Source organism: Microbacterium sp. SS28, assembly GCF_022761035.1.
GTDB lineage: Bacteria > Actinomycetota > Actinomycetes > Actinomycetales > Microbacteriaceae > Microbacterium.
The window spans coordinates 182271-201227 of the sequence record NZ_JAKWJP010000001.1; the positions used below are offsets into that span (position 1 = coordinate 182271).

General features: G+C 70.4%; 16 protein-coding genes. 15 read left to right on the forward strand and 1 reads right to left on the reverse strand.

All coding sequences use genetic code 11. The features are described from left to right. The first annotated feature begins 8 nt into the window (after window positions 1-8). From MJ607_RS00820 to MJ607_RS00890, 15 genes are all read left to right on the forward strand, one after another. The gene (locus MJ607_RS00820) at window positions 9-653 is read left to right on the forward strand and encodes a hypothetical protein (RefSeq protein WP_243073648.1); all 645 of its coding nucleotides are present in this window, start codon (window positions 9-11) and stop codon (window positions 651-653) included. 1 nt (window position 654) lies between these two features. Then, complete coding sequence (locus MJ607_RS00825) at window positions 655-1029, forward strand: hypothetical protein (RefSeq protein WP_243073649.1); 375 nt, start codon at window positions 655-657, stop codon at window positions 1027-1029. Continuing rightward, complete coding sequence (locus MJ607_RS00830) at window positions 1022-2161, forward strand: hypothetical protein (protein ID WP_243073650.1); 1140 nt, start codon at window positions 1022-1024, stop codon at window positions 2159-2161. Before MJ607_RS00825 ends, MJ607_RS00830 begins: the two co-directional genes overlap by 8 nt. Further along, window positions 2158-2685 carry a phage baseplate assembly protein V gene (locus MJ607_RS00835; protein WP_243073651.1) on the forward strand — a complete coding sequence of 176 codons (528 nt, stop codon included), beginning with the start codon at window positions 2158-2160 and terminating at the stop codon, window positions 2683-2685. Before MJ607_RS00830 ends, MJ607_RS00835 begins: the two co-directional genes overlap by 4 nt. Before the next feature lie 10 nt (window positions 2686-2695). Further along, complete coding sequence (locus MJ607_RS00840) at window positions 2696-3013, forward strand: hypothetical protein (protein WP_243073652.1); 318 nt, start codon at window positions 2696-2698, stop codon at window positions 3011-3013. Further along, window positions 3010-3384, forward strand: coding sequence for a GPW/gp25 family protein (locus MJ607_RS00845; protein WP_243073653.1), 375 nt, complete (start codon window positions 3010-3012; stop codon window positions 3382-3384). The genes MJ607_RS00840 and MJ607_RS00845 overlap by 4 nt, the downstream gene beginning before the upstream one ends. Then, window positions 3381-6101: a putative baseplate assembly protein gene (locus MJ607_RS00850; protein WP_243073654.1), complete on the forward strand. Its 2721-nt coding sequence runs from the start codon at window positions 3381-3383 to the stop codon at window positions 6099-6101. Before MJ607_RS00845 ends, MJ607_RS00850 begins: the two co-directional genes overlap by 4 nt. Continuing rightward, the gene (locus MJ607_RS00855) at window positions 6098-8656 is read left to right on the forward strand and encodes a baseplate J/gp47 family protein (protein WP_243073655.1); all 2559 of its coding nucleotides are present in this window, start codon (window positions 6098-6100) and stop codon (window positions 8654-8656) included. The genes MJ607_RS00850 and MJ607_RS00855 overlap by 4 nt, the downstream gene beginning before the upstream one ends. Next, window positions 8653-10827 (forward strand): hypothetical protein, encoded by a 2175-nt coding sequence (locus tag MJ607_RS00860; protein ID WP_243073656.1) that lies wholly within the window; start codon window positions 8653-8655, stop codon window positions 10825-10827. The genes MJ607_RS00855 and MJ607_RS00860 overlap by 4 nt, the downstream gene beginning before the upstream one ends. Before the next feature lie 21 nt (window positions 10828-10848). After that, on the forward strand, window positions 10849-14073 hold the full coding sequence (locus MJ607_RS00865) for a DUF6519 domain-containing protein (protein WP_243073657.1): 3225 nt from the start codon (window positions 10849-10851) through the stop codon (window positions 14071-14073). 30 nt (window positions 14074-14103) lie between these two features. Beyond that, complete coding sequence (locus tag MJ607_RS00870) at window positions 14104-14457, forward strand: hypothetical protein (RefSeq protein WP_243073658.1); 354 nt, start codon at window positions 14104-14106, stop codon at window positions 14455-14457. Between the two features lie 481 nt (window positions 14458-14938). Beyond that, a complete protein-coding gene (locus MJ607_RS00875) occupies window positions 14939-15130 on the forward strand; it encodes a dodecin family protein (protein WP_243073659.1) in 192 nt (63 codons plus the stop codon). Between the two features lie 222 nt (window positions 15131-15352). After that, entirely contained in the window at window positions 15353-15772 is a 420-nt protein-coding gene (locus tag MJ607_RS00880; protein ID WP_243073660.1) for a hypothetical protein, read from the forward strand. Between the two features lie 773 nt (window positions 15773-16545). Next, complete coding sequence (locus MJ607_RS00885) at window positions 16546-17517, forward strand: hypothetical protein (RefSeq protein WP_243073661.1); 972 nt, start codon at window positions 16546-16548, stop codon at window positions 17515-17517. A gap of 78 nt (window positions 17518-17595) precedes the next feature. Continuing rightward, window positions 17596-17784, forward strand: coding sequence for a hypothetical protein (locus tag MJ607_RS00890; protein WP_243073662.1), 189 nt, complete (start codon window positions 17596-17598; stop codon window positions 17782-17784). A gap of 210 nt (window positions 17785-17994) precedes the next feature. Here the strand turns inward: MJ607_RS00890 and MJ607_RS00895 are convergent, their stop codons facing one another. After that, the gene (locus tag MJ607_RS00895) at window positions 17995-18951 is read right to left on the reverse strand and encodes a hypothetical protein (protein ID WP_243073663.1); all 957 of its coding nucleotides are present in this window, start codon (window positions 18949-18951) and stop codon (window positions 17995-17997) included. Window positions 18952-18957 lie beyond the last annotated feature (6 nt).

Consider the following 18957-nt stretch of genomic DNA (forward strand, 5'->3'; position numbering starts at 1 on the left):
AGACGCACATGACTTCGCCCCGGCTCATCAAAGGCGGCCTCGTGCAGGTCGACGTCAAGAGCGGGCGGACGCTGCGGACGATCGCGCTGCAGTACAACCCCGACACGCTTAGCCGCACCGTCCAGGTGCAGGCCGCCGGCGAGACGGGGGGTGACAAGTCGCAGGCTCTGCGCCTCAAGGGCGCCGCGGCCGAGACCATCAAGGTCGAAGCCGAGATCGACGCGACCGACAGGCTCGAGCACCCCGACCATAACCGGAACGCGACCGAACTCGGCATCCATCCCGAGCTCGCAGCCCTCGAGCTGCTCGTGCAGCCCTCGAGCGAGGCCCTGCAGGGCAACGAATCGCTCGCGCGCGGCGGCACCCTCGAAGTGCTCGCCATCGAGGCGCCCCTCCTCCTGTTCGTGTGGGGCGCGAACCGCGTCGTCCCGGTCCGCATCACGGACCTGTCGATCACCGAAGACGCGTTCGACGCGAACCTCAACCCGATCAGGGCGACGGTGTCGCTCGGGATGCGGGTGCTCACGGTCGACGATGTCGGCTTCGACCACCGCGGCGGCCAGCTCTTCATGGCTCATCTGCGCTCGCGCGAGGCGCTCGCCAAGAAGGCCGCCTCGGCATCCCTGTCGACTCTCGGAGTGACGGAGCTGTGACATGACCGATCCCCTGCAGCAGCTGCTCTCGGCGGGCGTCGTCCCGCAGCTCTCGCTCCCGCCCACGAGCCGGTACGCGGGCGTCGGCATCGCGCACCACGTGCCCGACACCGAGCCGGGCGTCGAGCCCGTCCCCGTCGCGTTCCTGCGGCGCAGGCTCGTCCCGCGGCCGGAGCGGTTCAGCGCGCTCTACGAAGTGCGCTGCGTCGAGGGTGACCGTCGCGACCTCCTCGCCGCGCGGCACCTCGGCGACGCCGAGCTCTGGTGGCGCCTCGCCGACGCGAACGGCGTCATCGATCCCGTCGACATGGCGGAGCCGCCGGGGCGTCCGCTGCGCGTGACCCTTCCCGCCGATATGAGGGGCGCTGATGTCTGAGCTGCCTCCGCAGCCCGTCCGGCTGCATCTCTACGCGGGCCCTGCCGTCGCCCTCCCGGTGCCGCAGGCGCTCGTCGACGCGCTCCGCGAGGTCACGATCGAGACGGGCTCGGGCGACACGCAGAGCGGGTTCGAGCTCGTCTTCGACGTGCCGAAGAAATCGCCCCTGTCCACGCTCTTCCTCCTGACGGGCGGTGTGTCGATACCCCTCTTCCGCATCGTGCTCGCCGTCACCATCGGCGGCACGACCCAAGTGCTCGCCGACGGCGTCATGACCGAGCACGAGTTCGCGACGGACGGTGCGAGCTCGACGCTGCACGTCAAGGGCAAGGACCTCACGGCGGTCATGGACATCTTCGAGCTCGACGGCATCCCGTACCCGGCGATGCCCGCCGCCGTGCGCGTGCTGGCGATCCTCGCGAAGTACGCGGCCCTCGGGGTCGCCCCCCTCGTCATCCCGGCCCTCATCGAGGAGCCGCCCATCCCGACCGAGAAGATCCCGCGCCACCAGGGCAGCGACTACGCCTACGTCAAGAAGCTCGCCCACGAGGCCGGTTACGTCTTCTACATCGACCCGGGCCCGCTCCCCGGGATGAGCAAGGCCTACTGGGGCCCGGAGGTGCGGCTCGGCATCCCGCAGCCTGCTCTCAACGCCGGACTGGACGGACCGCACGACAACGTCACGTCGCTCACGTTCTCGCTCAACAAGGAGGCGAAGGAGCTGCCCGTCGTGACCGTGCACGAGCCGTGGAGCAAGGCCGCGATCCCCCTCCCGATCCCCGACATCAATCCGCTGCGCCCCATGCTCGGGGTCGTCCCGCCGCTTCCGCCCAAGATCACGATGCTCCCCGAGACGGCGAAGCTGAGCGCGCCCGCCGCGATCATGAAGGGCATCGCCTACGCGGGGCAGCACGACGACATGGTGACGGGCACGGGGACCCTCGACGTGACCCGCTACGGCCGCGTGCTCACGTCGCGCGGACTCGTCGGCGTCCGCGGCGCCGGCGAAGCCTTCAACGGCCTGTACTACGTCAGTCGCGTGACGCACAAGATCGCGCGCGGCAGCTACACGCAGTCCTTCACCCTCGCCCGCAACGCCCTGCTGTCCACCGTTCCGGAGGTGCCCGTATGAGCGACACCGAGACGCTCCTCACGACCAAGAAGCTCTTCGGCCTGTACCGGGGAACGTGCGTCAACAACGTCGACCCGATGCAGATGGGCCGCATCCAGCTGCTCGTGCCGTCCATCGGGCTGCCGCCGAGCTCGTGGGCGATGCCGTGCCTGCCTGTCACGGGCACGCAGACGGGCGTCTTCACGGTGCCCGCGGTAGGCGCGGGCGTGTGGGTCGAGTTCGAGGGCGGCGATCCCGACCACCCGGTGTGGGTCGGCGGCTTCTACTCCCCCGCCGACGTCCCTGCGGCGTCCCGCATCGTGCCGCCCGGCGTCTCGGGCTTCACATTCCAGACGCAGCTCGGCAACTCGATCACGATCAGCGACACCCCCGGGCCCACCGGCGGCATCCTCATCAAGACCACGACCGGCGCCATGATCTCGGTCAGCGACGTCGGCATCACGATCAGCAACGGCAAGGGCGCCGTGATCTCGATGGTCGGGCCGACCGTCAGCATCAACGCCGGCGCCCTCACGGTGACCTGAGGAGGGACGGATGCCTGGACCCATCGTGCACGCGGGGGCCGTCGTCCTGTGCGCCCATGGCGGGCAGGCGACGGCGACCTCGCCCTTCCCGCGCGTGCTCGTGTCGGGACAGCCGGTCGTGACGCTCGCGACGCAGTACGTCGTCGCGGGATGCCCCCTCTCCAGCTCGTCCGGGCCCTTCGACGTGAGCGGCCAGTGGATCGTCGGGGCCGTCCGCGTCCAGGCCGGCGGCGTGCCCGTCGCCATCTCGAGCGGATCGTCGATCACCGTCGCGACGGGCGGGCCCCTCGTGCCCGTCGTCGTGCAGCCGAGGGCGGTGGCGTCATGAGCGGCACGCTCGACTACCCGTGGTCCGTGGACGGCACGGGCCGCACCTCCACGACGGGGCGGGACGAACACGTGCGAGACCTCATCGAGCAGGTGCTGCTGACGTCGCCGGGCGAACGCGTCATGCGCCCCGACTTCGGTGCGGGACTCCTCGCGCAGGTCTTCGCGCCGGGCGGACCCGAGGTCGCCGCCGCGTCGCAGTTCCTCGTGCAGGCCGCGCTCGAGCGCGAACTCGCCGACGTCATCGCGCTCGAGTCGGTCGACGTCGAAGCGCGCGACGCCGCCGTCGTCGCGACCGTCGCCTACGTCGTGCGCGCGACGGGGGCGCACGAGGTGCAGACGTTCCGCACGCCGCCGGGGGTGTCATCATGACGTGCTACACGTGCGGCGACCGGCGCCGGCTGACGGCCGTCAAGCTCGCGGGACTGCTCAACGGCATCGAGTTCCTCGAGGTGCGCGACCACGACGAAGGGGTGCAGGCCCTCCGGCAGCGCACGCTCGTCGTGCGGCTCCTCCTCGCGGTGCCGGCGGGCCTTGACCGCACCTGGATCGAGATCGAGGGCGGCGAGCGCATCCGGCCCGTCGAGATCGAGTGGGCCAAGGCCGCGACCGCGCTGACTGCGGCCGAACTCCCCCTCGTCGAGGGCTACGACGACCCGTCGACGCTCATCGTCGTCCGCACGAAGCGGTGGGGCGACTTCTCGCTCTACCGGTTGCGCATTCGCACGCCCGGGACCGACGACCCGCCCACGGGGTTCGACCCCCTCCTCGCTTCGGTCCCGTTCTCATTCAAGGTGGAGTGCCCGAGCGACCTCGACTGCGAGCAGCCGTGCACCTGCCCGCCCGGGGTGCATCATCCGCCGCCCATCGACTACCTCGCGAAGGACTATCAGGGCTTCCGCCGCGTCATGCTCGAGCGCATGGCGCTCCTCGCGCCGGGATGGACCGAGCGGTCGTCCGCGGATGTCGGAGTCATGCTCGTCGAGCTGCTCGCGTACGCGGCGGACGAGCTGTCGTATCGACAGGATGCCGTCGCGACCGAGGCGTACCTCGGAACGGCCCGCAGCCGCGTCTCGCTGCGCAGGCATGCCCGTCTGGTCGACTACCGCGTGCACGACGGCGCGGCCGCGCGCGTGTGGGCGCGCATCAAGGTCGCGGATGGTGCCACCGACGTGCCCCTCGCGGCGCACACCCGTCTCCTCACGCGTGTGTCCGGCATCGCCGATGGGCGGCTGAAGGACGGCACACGCGATCATGAGCGGGTGCTCGACGCGCGTCCCGTCGAGTTCCAGACCGTCCACGCCGCACTCCTCGACCACGATCACGCCGAGATGCGGTTCTGGACGTGGGGGCGCCTCGACGCGACACTGCGCCCGGGCTCGACGTCGGCGACGCTCCGCGGCGACCACCCGGCCCTCCGCGCGGGCGAGGTGCTCATCCTCGCCGAGACGGTCTCGCCGTCGACGAGGATCGCGGCCGACGCCGATCCCGCACGCCGGTTCGCCGTGCGGCTCACGGAGGTCCGCTCGTCGAAGGACCCCTCAGGCATGCTCTTCGACGGCGGCGTCGAAGACGTCACCGAGATCCGCTGGCATGACGAGGACGCCCTGCCGGCCGCTCTGTGCCTCGCCGTCGACGGCACCGAGACGGCCGGCGCGTGGGGAAACGTCGTGCTCGCCGACCACGGCGCGACGGTCACGAGCGATGACGGCCTCGGCGAGCTGCTCGGCACGGTCCCGGCGTCGCGCCTCGTGCGGGCCGCGGCCGACTGCGACGACGAGGGCGAACGGGTTCCTCCGCGCTTCCGCCCGGGACTGCGGTACGCCCCGCTCACGCGCGTCCTCGCGCGCGAGCGGGCCGTCCTCGCGACGGCCCCGCTCACCCCGACGCTGCGCACCGAGCTCTCGGGGAGTGCGTCGAAGAACGAGCTGCAGGCGCTCTTCGCGGCGGCGGGCATCGCCCGCATAGGGGACGAGGCGATCGTCCGCGGTGCAGGACGGCTGCACTCCCTGAGCTTCGGGGGCGGCGCGTGGCTGCTCCGCGAAGAGCCGCTCGGCACTCTGCAGGTGCTCGAGGAGTGGGAATCGGCATCCCGCGCCCGAGAAGGCGACCCGCGCGACGCCGTCGCGTCGGTCGTGCTCACGGGCGTCGACCCCGCATCCGGACCGAACGACTGGGAGCCGAGCGCCGATCTCATCGCGAGCGACGGGGCGCACCGCGCGTTCGTGGTCGAGCAGGAGCATGACGGGACCGTCTTCCTGCGCTTCGGCGACGACGAGCACGGCGCCCGGCCGCCCGAGGGCACCGAGTTCCGCGCCCGGTACCGCGTCGGCAACGGCACCGCGGGCAACATCGGCCGCGAGAGCCTCGCCTATGTCGTGGACGACGAGACCGACATCGTCGGGGTCGTCAATCCGCTCGCGGCGTTCGGCGGGATCGAGCCCGAGACGGGGGACGAGATCCGCCGCGATGCGCCCGCGACGCTCTCGATCCAGGAGCGCGCCGTGACGGCATCCGACTACGCCGCGAAAGCGGGCCTCTATCCGGGCGTCGCGAAGGCCGAGGCGACGTTCCGGTGGACGGGATCGTGGCGCACGGTGTTCGTCACCGCTGACCGCCGCGCGGGGCGGCCCGTCGACGCCTCGTTCGAGACGGGCCTGCGCGTCCACCTCGAGCGGTTCCGCATGGCGGGTTACGACCTCGAGGTGACCAGCCCGGTCTTCGTGCCGCTCGAGGTCGCCCTCCGCATCTGCGTCTCGCGGCGCCATCACCGCTCGCCTGTCGCGCGAGACGTGCGCGACGTGCTCTCGGACGGGATGCTGTCGGACGGCCGCCTCGGACTCTTCCACCCCGACCGCTTCACGTTCGGCCAGAGCGTCTACCTCTCGTCGATCCTCGCGGCGGTCCACTCGGTGCCGGGTGTCGAGTCCGTCGACGTCGTGACCTTCCAACGGCAGCACGAGCCGTGGTCGAGCGGCATCGCGTCGGGCGTCATCCCGATGGGACGACTCGAGATCGCGCGCCTCGACGACGACCCGAGCTTCCCCGAGCGCGGTGTCCTCGAGCTCACCTATGGAGGCGGATCATGAGCACTCGACATTCCGCGTGCGGCTGCCCCGCGTGCCGCGCGGCCGCCGCGCCGCCGCTGCCCGTCGCGAACAGGCCGGGGCTGCGGTCGATCTCCTACCGGTCGGGCACGCACGGAGACTTCCTCGCAGCGATGATCGCCGGCTTGTCGCGAGACACGAGCCCGCGGCTCCATCCGATCCCGCCCGCGACGACGGCGCCGAAGCCGCACGAGGGGCGTCCAGCGCTGCGCGGGCTGCGCACGCGGGACTCCGACGATGCGACGATCGCGCTGCTCGACGCGTTCGCGGTGACGGCCGACATCCTGACGTTCTACACGGAGCGACTCGCCAACGAGGCATATCTCGGGACCGCGATCGAGCGCGCGTCGCTGCAGGAGCTCGGCGCGCTCGTCGCATACAGGCTCGCCCGCGGCGCGGCCGCCGAGACCGTGCTCGCCTTCTCGCTCGAGAAGCCGCCCGCTCCGCTCCCCCCGTCGATGAAGGATCCGGGGATCGCGCCGCCCGTCCTGCCGACGGCGCTCACCCTCCCGGTCGGGCTTCGCGTGCAGAGCATCCCCGGGCCCGGCGAGCAGCCGCAGACGTTCGAGACGGTCGAGCAGATCGAGGCCCGTCCGGCATGGAACGCGCTGCCGGTCGCGCAGACCGTGGGGTGGCCCGTCACCGCCGCGACGAAAGAGGCGTGGCTCAGCGGGATCGGCCTCGGCCTCGCGGCGGGCGACGTCGTGCTGCTGACATCGCATGACGCGACGGGCGAGTGGGACGCCCTGCAGCTCACGGACGTCGACCCCGAGCCCGCCGCGGGCCGCACGCGCATCGCATGGTCGCAGGCTCTCAAGGCCTCCGCCCTGCCGATGCTGCAGAGCGGCGCGTTCGAGGTCTTCGCGATGCGGCGACGGCTGTCGCTCTTCGGCCACAACGCGCCGAAGTTCGCACTCAAGGACCCGAATGCGAGCCCGCCGACCTACGACACCGTCGACGGGCTGTCCGACTTCCGCTCGGCCTACAGCGTCGCCGGCGTCACGTTCACGACGCTCGACGGCTCGCACCCCGAGGTCGCGGTCGATTCGTGGCTCCTGCTCGAGTGGGGAGGCCGGACGCGGTACCGCGTCGAGAAGAACACCGAGCTGAGCCAGCAGTCGTGGGGCCTCGCGGGCCCCGTCACGGCCCTCGAGCTGGCGGGTCCCGCGTGGACCAACACGATCGCCCCGCGCTACGTCACCGCCCTCGCGGTGTCGGAGCGCCTCATGCTCGCCGAGGCCCCCGACACGGCCGCACTCGCGGGCACGGCCCTCGTCGTCGACGGCGACGCGACGGGGATGTCGAAGGGCCGCGAGGTGATCCTTGCGGGGACGGATGCCGCGGGCGCGCCCGTGTCCGAGACGCTCCACGTCGAGAAGGTCGAGGCGATCGGCGGCGCAGCGGGCGTGCGCACGCGGATCACGGTCGCGACCGCGCCCGCGAACCCGCCGACGCACGCGAGCGCCGTCGTCTTCGGCAATGCCGCCCGCGCGACGCACGGCGAGACGGTGACGCAGCTGCTCGGCTCGGGCGATGCGCGTCAGGCGTTCGCCGCCTACCGGCTGCAGCAGTCGCCCCTCACCTTCGTGCGCGCCGAGACGCCGCGCGGCACGGCGTCGAGCCTCGAGGTGCGGGTCGACGACGTGCGCTGGACCGAGGTGCCGACGACGGCGACCGCGGGCCCGCGCGATCGCGTGTACGAGACGCGGGACGAGCCCGACGGCGGCATCAGCGTCGTCTTCGGCGACGGCAGCAACGGCGCACGGCCTTCGACGGGTGCCACGAACATCCGCGCTCGTCATCGCAAGGGCATCGGCGCAGCGGGCAACGTCCGCAAGGACCAGCTCGGAATCGCCCTCGACCGCCCCCTCGGGCTCAAGGGCGTGACCAACCCGGCGCCCGCTGTCGGCGGCGTCGACCCGGAGTCCGAGGCTGACGCGCGACGCGGCATCCCGATCCCCGTCCGCACGCTCGGACGCACCGTCTCGCTCCTCGACTACGCCGACTTCTCGCTCGCCTTCGCGGGCATCGGGAAGGCGCAGGTGACCGTGCTGCCCGCGACGGGTGGCAGAGCGCTCATCGTCGTGACGGTGGCGGATGCCGCGGGCGCGGCGCCACCCGTCGAGGTCGTCTCGCGGCTCGAGCGCGAGCTCATCCGCTGGGGCGACCCGCTCGTCGAGCTCGTCGCGGTGCCCGTCCGCCGGGTCGAGTTCCGCATCTCGATGAAGGTCGACACCGATTCCGACCGCGAGCGCGGGGTCGTCCTCGCGGCGCTCGAGAAGGCACTCCGCGATGGGTACGGTGCACGGGCACGCGAGCTCGGCGACCATGTCTCGGCATCGAAGCTCGTCGCGACCGCCGCGTCGGTGGTGGGCATCGTGGGGGTCGACCTCGACCTCCTCCACCGGGCGGCGACGCCGACGCTCGAGAAGCGCCTCATCGCGGCCCCTGCCACCTCCGCCGTACCCGTCCCGCTCGGGGCCGAGCTGCTCGTGCTCTCGCCCGATCCCTTCCCGCCGCTCCTGGAGATGCCATGACCGAGCCCGAGGCCGGAACCACCGCCGCCCGGCTGTGGCAGCTGCTCCCCGCCGTCTACCGCCTGCGGGACGGCGAGGCGGGCGGCGTGCTCGCCGAGCTGCTCGACGTCTTCGGCGACCAGCTCGACGTGCTCGGCGAAGAGCTCGCGCAGCTCTACGACGACCAGTTCGTCGAGACGGCGGCCCCGTGGGCGACGCCGTACATCGGCGGGGTCGTCGGGTACCGCCCCATCCACGGCGTCGTGCCCGAGGTCGTCTCGCCGCGCGCCGAGGTCGCGAATACCGTCGCGTACCGCCGACGCAAGGGCACCGCGGCCGTCATCGAGCAGCTCGCCGCCGACGTCACGGGGTGGCCCGCGCGCGTGTACGAGTCGTTCGAGCGCCTCGCGACGACGCAGTACATGAACCACACGCGTCCGCACGCGGTCGCGAGCGCGAGCATGCGCGATCACGAGGCCCTGCACCACGTCGCCCCGGAGGGCGCGGCGTTCGACGACCTCGCGCACACGGCGCACGCGCGGCCCCTCGCCTCGACCTGGCGCGAGCACCGCGGCCGCTACGGGATCGTGAAGATCCCGATCTTCCTGTGGCGGACACAGCCCGTGCGGCTCGAGCGCTCGCCCCTGACTCCCGACCCGTCGGTCGATGGTCGCCGATTCCGCTTCGACCCGCTCGGCGCCGATACGAGGCTCTTCGCGCAGCCCCGCATCGAGACCGAGATCTCGCACCTCGCCGAACCGCCCGACGTGCCGCAGCCGCTCACTGTGCGGTGGGCCGCCGACCACGCGCCCGCGGTCTACGGGCCCACGCTCTCGCGCGCGCGACGCTCGATCCTGCTCGAGAGGCAGACGGGCGCCGGCGAGCCTGTCGCGATCCCTCTCGCCGACGTCCGCTTCGCCGACCTCTCCGACGCGCCGGGCGGTGCGACATGGGCGCATGAGCCTCCCGCGGGCCAGGTGTACATCGACCCCGCGCGCGGGCGGGTGTGGCTCGGCGACGCGCCGCCCGCCGGCGAGCAGGTGCTCGCGACCTTCTCGATCGGCATGGCAGTGCCGGTCGGGGCGGGAAACCGGCGGCGCGGAGACGAGCCGCTCCCCGCGCCGGAGCAGACGGTCTCGGACGGCGACCTCCTGCAGCCGGCCCTCGACCTCGTGCAGGACGGCGGCACGGTCCTCGTCGCCGACTCACGGCGCTACGCGCAGAACCTCACGATCACGGCCCACACACCCGACCCGACCGCCGATCCGGGGTCGGCGGTGTGCCTCGCCGCAGCGCAGGGCGCCCGCCCCTCGCTCGAGCTCACGAAGCCTCTTCTGCTCGACATGGAGCCCAGGAGCACCGTCGTGCTCGACGGCGTGCTCCTCTCGGGCGCGCCCGTGGTCCTGGACGAGGTCGATCCACCGGATCGGGACCGCCGCACGATCGTCATCCGCGACGCGACCCTCGTGCCGGGCCTCACCCGCACGCCGGACGGTGCAGCTGGTTCGCCGACCCGCGCGAGTCTCATCGTGCTCGACCCGTTCGCATGCGTCCGCATCGAGCGCAGCGTCGTCGGCGCGATCGTCGCCGTCGAGGGCGTCACGGTCGAGGTGACCGACTCGATCATCGACGGCTCGGCCCGCACCGGCGTCGCGCTCACGGGACGCGACGGCGCCTCGCCCCGGACCGTGGCGTCCGACGCCGATTGGCAAACCGGCGACGGTACCGCGGCGGCAGGCGATCTCGACATCCGCGAATCCACGGTCGTCGGGTCGGCCCGCTGCGTGCGGCTCGATGCCTCGAACTCGCTCTTCCTCGCAACCCTCGAGCCCGGCGATCCGCGCCCGCGCCCCGTGCACGTCGAGCGCAAGCAGCAGGGATGCGTGCGCTATTCGTTCCTGCCCGAGGGATCCCAGACGGGCCGGCGGTTCCACTGCGCGCCGCGACCCGACGACCCCGTCGCCGTGCAGCGCGCCTCCCGGCCGCGCTTCGACTCGATGCGCTTCGGCGACCACGACTATCTCCGGCTGCACGAAGGCACGCCGGATCGCATCCGGCGCGGCGCCGACGATGAGAGCGAGATGGGTGTGACGCACCGTCTCTACGCTCCGCAGCGCGAGGCGAATCTGCGCATCCGCCTCGACGAGTACCTGCGGTTCGGCCTCGCCGCCGACCGCATCTTCGCGACATGAATCCGGGAAAGGGACGAACTGATGGGTGCTGACCTCAGCGGTGTGCGATTCGACGCACGCAAGGATCACTCGGGTGTCGTGCTTCAGCAGGGGCGTCTCCTGCTCGACGGCGACTGGAACGAGCTCGTCGCGATACTCGAGCGCCGTCTGCGCGCCAATGTCGCCGATCTCGACGGCCCCGGACCTCAGCCGGGGATCCAGGGCACGGCGGCGGTGTCGAAGGTCACGCCGGACGCCTTCGCACTGACCCTCGCGGCGGGCGACCTCGCGATCGGGCGTGGGCGCCTGTACGCCGACGGGCTGCTCGCCGAGAACCACGGCGGCGCGCCCGACGACACGTTCGACCCGATCCTGGCCGAGTCCTTCGGCTCGGGGGCCGTGACCTACTCGACGCAGCCGTATCTGCCTGCCCCGCCCGCACTCCCGAAGACCGGCACGCACCTCGTCTACCTCGACGTGTGGCAGCGCGAGGTCACGCACCTCGAGGATCCAGGGCTCATCGAGCGCGCCGTGGGCGTCGACACGACGGCGCGCTCGCAGACCGTCTGGCAGGTCAAGCACTTCGCCGTGCCTGCCGGCACGACCTGCGGAACGCCCGACGACGCCCTCAAGGGATGGGGCGAGTCCATCGCACCCTCGGGCGCGCGCCTCACCGTCGAGACGATCGCCGTCGTCGACGACGAACCGTGCGAACTCCCACCCACGGGCGGCTACCGGGGCCTCGAGCACCAGACCTACCGCGTCGAGATCCACGACCCCGGAACCCTCGGCACAGCGACCTTCAAGTGGTCGCGCGACAACGCGTCCGTCGCGAGTCCGATCCTCGAGGTGCTCGACGCGGGAGCCACGGTGCGTCCCGCCTCGCTCGGCAAGGACGACGTGCTCGGCTTCCACGACGGCGACTGGGTCGAGATCCTCGACGACGAGCGCGAACTCTGGGGCAAGCCGGGCGAGATCCGCCGCATCGAGATCGACGACGCCGAGGGCACGATCACCCTCGTGGGTTCCGCGCTGCCGGTCGACCTGCAGCTGACGATTCCGGATGCCGCGTCCCGCCATCTGCGGATCCGGCGCTGGGACCAGGTGGGCGTCGTCCAGAACACGGCGGGCGGCACGGTGGTCGACCTCGACCAGGCCGGTGCGACAGGGGTGATCCCCGTGCCCGCTGTCGCGACCGACAGGGTCGTGCTCGAGCACGGGCTCGTCGTGGGGTTCTCGTCGGCCGGCGGATCGTTCCGCACGGGCGACCACTGGATCGTCCCCGCGCGCGCCGCCGACGCGTCGGGCGGCGCGGTGGGGGCCGATCCGCTCCTCGAGGAAGCCCCGCCGCTCGGCATCCACCACCACTATGTGCGGCTCGGCATCCTCACCGCCGCAGGCGTCACGGACTGCCGTCCCCAGTGGCCGACTCCCGGCGAAGGGGGTGGGAAGGGCTGCGACGAGTGCGGCTGCGAGTGCACGGAGTGCGTGACCCCCGTCTCGCACGCGAGCGGCGAGCTCACGATCCAGGACGCGGTCGACCGCGTCATCGCGAGCGGAGGAGGGACCGTGTGCCTCGCGATCGGCCTGTATGCGATCCGCGAGCCCGTCCGCGTGGCCGACGCCGTCTCGGTGCGCATCCATGGTCAGGGCGCGGGCTCGATCGTCGTGGCGTCGGCGTCCGAGGGCTTCGTCGTGTCACGGAGTCGTTTCACGACGATCGACGACCTCGCGATCGTGGCCGCGAACGACTCCGCCATCGTTCTCGACACGACGGTCGCCGCGACGGTCGAGCGCGTGACGGCGCTCATCCTCGCGCAGGAGGGCCCTTCGCGGGCGGCGATCGCCCTCGCTGGCGCGGCGGTCCTCACGCGTCTCCGCGACAACATCGTCCTCGCGCCGACGGGCATCGGCGAGGCCTCGACGGGTGCGGAGGCGCGCCGCCGCACGCTCCTCGTCGCGGCGCTCGACGTGAGTGACAACTTCGTCGTCGCGCGCGACTTCGGGCTCCGGCTCGACGGCACGACGGCCTTCATGCTCGCGAACCGCGTCGCCGCCAACACGGTCCTCCGCGCCGCGCAGGGCGGGCTCGTCACGACAGGCATCGTGGCTCCGGCATCCCTCCTCCCCGGCAGCTCGGTGGCGCTCGACGACAACACGGTCATCGTCGGCGGCACGGGCATCGCCGTGTCGGAGGGCGGCTTCGCGATCACCGGCAACCACGTCGCCGCCCCTCGCTCCGATCAGCCGGCTCGCACCGACGGGATCGCGATCATGCCCACGCCGCGTGGCGAGCTCGTGCGCGACACGGTCCGCATCGACGGCAATCACATCAGAGGCGTCGGCGGGCACGGGATCGTCGACTACTCCCCCGTCCAGACGCTCGAGATCACGCGCAATCGCATCGAGGTCACCCAGCACGGCATCGTCGTCGACGAGAAGTCATCGGTCGACGTAGCGACGATCGCACACAACACGGTGCTGGATGTCGGCTCCCGGATCACCGACGAGGCGCCCGGGGTCTTCGGCATCCGGGTTGTCAACGCGACGCGTGCGGGCATCGAATCGAACACCGTGCGCGGCGTAGGGACCGCGCCCACGATGGGCGGGCGGTCCATCGGCATCGACGTCGTCGCGGCCGCGGAGTCCCGCATCGCGGGCAACACCGTCGACCGCGTGGGCGACGTCGACAACGGGCGCGCAGAGATCGGCATCGCGGTGCGCGGCTTCGCGCGCTCGCAGATCGAGGGCAACTCGTCGCGCCGCTATCCGCCCGATCCGGAGTTCGACCCGAACGGCGGCGGCTTCATCGGCCTGCTCGTCGGCAGCGCCGACGAGCGCGAGCACGAGGTGGGCTTCACGACAGCCGGGGGCATCACGACGGGGCTCTCGTCCTCCGTCTTCGGCATCGGCCCGGCGTCCGCAGTCGGCTTCGGGCGCATCAGCGCCCCCGTCGTGACGGTCGACGCGAACATCGTCGCGGGCGGCGCAGGCGACGCACCGCCCGCCATGATCGTCGGGCTCCGCGGCGACGTCATCATCACGTCGAATCACGTGCACGGGAATGTCGAGTTCGGCACGCTCGCCCTGTGGGTGCGCGCCGAGACGGGGGCGATCGCGCAGAACCGCCTGCGCGGCCGGCGGGAGCCCACCGCCGAGCTCTCGCTCACGGGTGCCACCGTGCTCGGCAACCTGTCGAGCGGCATCCTCCACCTCAACGGCTCGCCGCTGGGCGCGCCGTGGGACGCCCTCAACGTCGCCATCTGAGTGTCATCGCCATCTGAGAGAGGTCACATCGTGCACAAGCGCGTCACCCCGGAAGCCCGGGACCCCGAACACAACCGCGTCGCCGACGGCGCCGCCGTCAGCGCGATGCTCGAGCTGCTCACCGACGGCGTCGGCGGACTTCCCGCGGCCTTCGAACGGGCCGACGAGGAGCGCCGCCTCCGAGACGACGCGACACGCGAGGTCCTCGCGTCGCCCGAGCTCCGCAAGGCCGCTCGCCAGTCCCCCGAGCTCGCCGCGAACATCGCGTCGGTTCGCGACGTTCTCAAGAGGAAGGATGCCGCGGCCGAGCAATCCCTCACCGAGCTGCGCGACGCCACCGAGGAGTGGCTCGTCGCGCTCAAGCGCCTGCGCGAGCTCGGGTGAACCCGAACGGCCGACCGACTCTCGGAAGGCACGAAGGGGGTCCTCTGGAAGCCCAGTACTTCCCTGCTGAGCTGTATGGCCCGGAATCCCGCGGATTCTGCGGCACCTCGCCTGGCTCATGCCGCCTGCGTGCCGCTCGACGCAAGAGCGGCTTGTGTATGCCGTCCGCGGGTCGATCGACGCTGCAACCCGTCTGTTTGCCACGGTCACCGCGCCCAGGGCGGATCGAACGGCGTCCCCTAGGAGGAGCTCAGCGACGCGCGATAAGCGCGCGCTCATCGTGCACTTCACCGTGCGGGACAACCGGGCGCCGCCGCAAGGTGGCATCCTCCATGTCAGCGCCTCCCGATGCCAACGCTCACTTGTCTCCTCACCTTGCTCGCGCCCGGGTCGAACGCGCTGCCCTTCCCTGCGAGCGCGAGCGCGATCAGTATGGAGTTGTCGGCATCGAGCGAAGAGGGTCAAGATGAGCGTTTACCGAGTGATCGACGTCATCGGCACGAGTGCCTCGTCCTGGGAGGAGGCGGCCCGAGAAGCGATCAGCACCGCCGCGGGTTCGCTGCACGACCTCCGTGTCGGAGAGGTGACGAAGCTGGACGTCGTTGTCGGCGATGACGGGACGCTGTTGTTCCGGGCGCGGATCCAGCTCTCGTTCAAGTACGCGCCCGAGTAAGCCGACCGCCGGTTATACAGGAGGCGTGTCGACACCGCAGGCTCGCACCCGGGTCTGACGGCAGTGTGCAGAGTTGGCCGTGCCCATCGCCGGCTGCCTGGTTAGCGGTTCAGGCCCGTCGTCGGGAGATGAGCGTGTGGTCGAAGGTCCTCAAGGCATCTTGATGCACGCAAGGGGACCGGCGTGCGCACGCGGGCCGACCCCGTGCGGCATGCTGTGAGGGTGCCGCTGCTTCCTACCTCCCAGCGCTCCTTACTCGTGAGAACCACGGCCGTCGATGACGCCGCCTGGCACCGCCTGGTCGCGGTACTGGGCGAAGAGAACGAAGACGGCTTTCGCGCCTACGTCGACTTCGTTGACGACCCGATGTGGGTCGGGGCGCCGCGCGATCTACTGCGCAACTCGATCCCTCAGCATCCGCGAGAGACCGCGGTGCTTTTCATCGCAGACGACGAGACGCTCTCTGCGCCAGACTTCCCGATTGTTGTCGTGGATCTTCTCGAGCAGCGCCCCGCGTTCCGCTGCGTCGCATCAGAGCTCTGGGCCGTGGAGAACAACCTGAACATCGCAAACATGGACTGGGAGGAGTTCGCGGATTCGACAGACCAGAACGGCGTCTACCGCGGACCCAACGAACGCTGAGCAACCGGCTTCTCAGCGATCGAGCCGAAGCCCCTCCTTCCGCTCTGCGGAAATGGAGATTCACGCGACGAGCCACGCGGAAAAGGCCGACGAGGTCAGCACCCGATCTACCGGGTTCAGTTCTGGGAACAGTCCGCTTTGGCTATGGGTTCAATCTGGACGCGTTCATCATCGTCGGCGCCTCCAGCGTCGAGCAGGCACCGCACGGGTTACAGCTCGCCGAGCTGGCGGGGCCGGGGCGCCAGGTCCGGCAGCGCGGCCGCCAGCAGCCGCCCGCACAGGGTCCCCCGCACCGCCCACTGGATCCGCAACGCCACGATCACCGGCTCCCCATACAGAGGGCCTCGGGGCGGTCGGGACTTGACCGCCTTCAGCACCAGCGCCTGCTCAACGCCTTCCGCGCATGGCTGCGATGCCACCCGTTCAGCTCGCACACCTGATCCGGATCTAACCCGGGCGGGACTTGCTGCCGCGCCGATCCTCCAGCGCGAGCTTCTTCGTGACCGCCTTTGGTTCGCTTATGGTCAGCCCCATAGCAGGACCCACCGCCGCCGTCCCGCGGACACCGGCAGGCACACCGCTACGCGCAATCCCAAAGGATTCCTCGATACCCACGACGCGCGCACTCCTCATGAGTCAACGCGATGGCTTGACCACGTCTTGGGGTCCGAGGATAGTGAGCGCTGCAGGGGTACGAGCGCGGTGGCCATTCTCTTCCGTCGGCAGACGCCCTGCGGTGTCGATTCGTTCGGCACCCTTCGGAGGAGAATCAAATGGCCCGCAAGACTGCGTCAATTTCGCTGCTCGCGATCGCTCTCAGTCTGGCCGGCGGCGTGGCAGCTGAAGCCGCCAATGAGTCTTCCGATCGGGCCGACAAGCCGAGCAACGGACCGATCGCGTTCGGTGGCTGGGATCCCGCCATCGACAATTTCAGTCTGTGGGCGGCTGCGGCCGATGGCTCAGGTCAGGTGCGTCTCACGGACGGGCCAGCCAATTTCTCGGATTGGTCGCCTGATGGCACCCGCATTGCGTTCGACTATGCCGACGAGACCGGCGTGCACATCGCCACCATCGCTGCCGACGGCAGTGATCGCCGTGCTCTCACGGTCGCCCCGGGGATCCAAGAAGCACCAAAATGGGCGCCCGATGGGAACCTCATCGTGTACAACGGGTTCCCGTTTGGCGAGGACCCGTTCACTATCTCCATCTGGGTCATGAACGCTGATGGCTCGCAGCCTCGGCAACTCACCGAAGGCGCACTCGACGTCGAACCAGTGTTCTCGCCAGACGGGACCCAGATAGCGTTCGGTCGGATCGTCGGCGACAGCCCGGCCGGTCAACTCGAAGCGATCTACGTCATGAATGCCGATGGCACGGGGTTGCGCGAAGTCGTCGCGGCCCGCCCAGCCCTCGAACATCCCGACTGGTCCCCGGACGGCCACTCCATCACCTTCAACATCGGCCCGGAGCACCCAGATGCGCCGAACTCCGGAGCGATCCTCTCGGTGCGGACGAACGGCCACGGCCTGCGCGTGCTCCACGAGCCCACCGACCAACTTCGATTCTTCAAGGCAGTGTGGTCGCCCGATGGCCGCCAGATGCTCGCAGGGTGCCACGACACTGAAGCGGGAATCGACAGAATCTGCACCATCCCCACCAACGGCAAGGCGCGCGTGATCATCGCGGGAGACGAGTGGGTCAACTTCCCCTCGTGGGGACCGCGGACGAGTTCCGCGCTCGACTGACCTACGCCGTCGCGATCCGTGCGCGCACGCTCAAGGACCGACCTACGCACGGTGGACGTTCGGTGGAAACCTGAATGCATGGAGATCAACGCGTGGTGGCCCGCACTCGAGTCGACCACCAAGAAATGGCTCATTGCTCACAACGGCGAACCGCTCCCCGCGGACGTCGTGGCCGAGATTGTGGCTGTCAGCGGTTCAGAGCCCGCAGGTTCTCACCTTTCGGATCACGAGATCGATTGGATCGAGGCCGAGGCTAACGACGAATAGCCGTCTCACCCGCTCGTCCAGGGACCTCCAGCGCACTACGACTCGCCAGTGGGCAGGCGGGACATGCGCACAGCGGCTGCTTGCTCTGCTGAACTCGCGGTGTCTGATTGAGTGCGTCACCATGCCAGTTCCGCTCTGCACGCCTCGCACGGATGCGCACCGGCGTTCGGGCAGCGTCAAGGTTGCGGTCTGGGTGCGCCCCCACGACTGCTACTGGCCCAGCAGTCGCTTCATTCCCTGTCGGAGCCAGCCGATGACCGGGTGTTGGTGGTGGTAGTCGTTCCAGCCCTTGACGTAGTTGTGGCCGAGCTTCCCGGCCTGGAGCGGTAGTCCTCTCCTTGCATCGTCCTGACCCTCGCAATAGTGGTCGTAGCCTGCGAGATAGATCGGGTCCCAGTTGGCATTACGCGTGACACCGACGGAAGCGGCCATGCCCCCGAGACGACGTTGTGACATCTCGAATGTCCGCCCTTGCAGTGGTGTGAGCCTGGCCGCGCCCGGGGGTTGGTTCCCGCCTGTCGGCATCACGCTGCGGACGGCTTCATGCTTCCCCTTGAACAACGGCAGATGGGCCCATGGTCGCGTCTTGCCCTGCGGATACTCGCCGGCGCGACGATCGCTTCGAACGAACTCGGTGGGACTTGGAATCTTGAGATCAAGACTCCCCGCCTGGCCGTTCGTCAGAGCCGGCGGATTGTTGCGCAGCAGAAGCCGTTGACCGTGCCCCGGCGGGCGCAATTCTTCCCAGCGGGCCGTAAGGCGAGCGGCGTAACTGAAACCCGTCGCAAGGTTGTTCCAGGCCGCAAGGGCCGCAGCCCCCTGCCTTAGCCTGACGCGTCGGCCGAGTTTCGCGGCGTCGCCCGCCACGTAGTCGATCGCGACCTCATAGCGGAACCAGTGGTTCCTCGTCGCCGCCTTGATGAACTCCTCGATTCCATTGTTGTGGTCGGAGTTCGTGGGCTTCTGCGGAAAAGCCGTGAGGTTCTGAGCACCGACAGGTCCCGCACCGGGGCCGCCGAGCCTTTCGTTCAACAGGTGACCCTGACAATAGACCGCACCATCCGTGGCCATGTTGAACAGGTCGACGTGCTCGGACGGCGCGAAGCCAGGAGTGCGACGCGGACTCGAGCCCCCACCCACAGCACCGGGCCCGACGACCGCTGTCACGTGCGT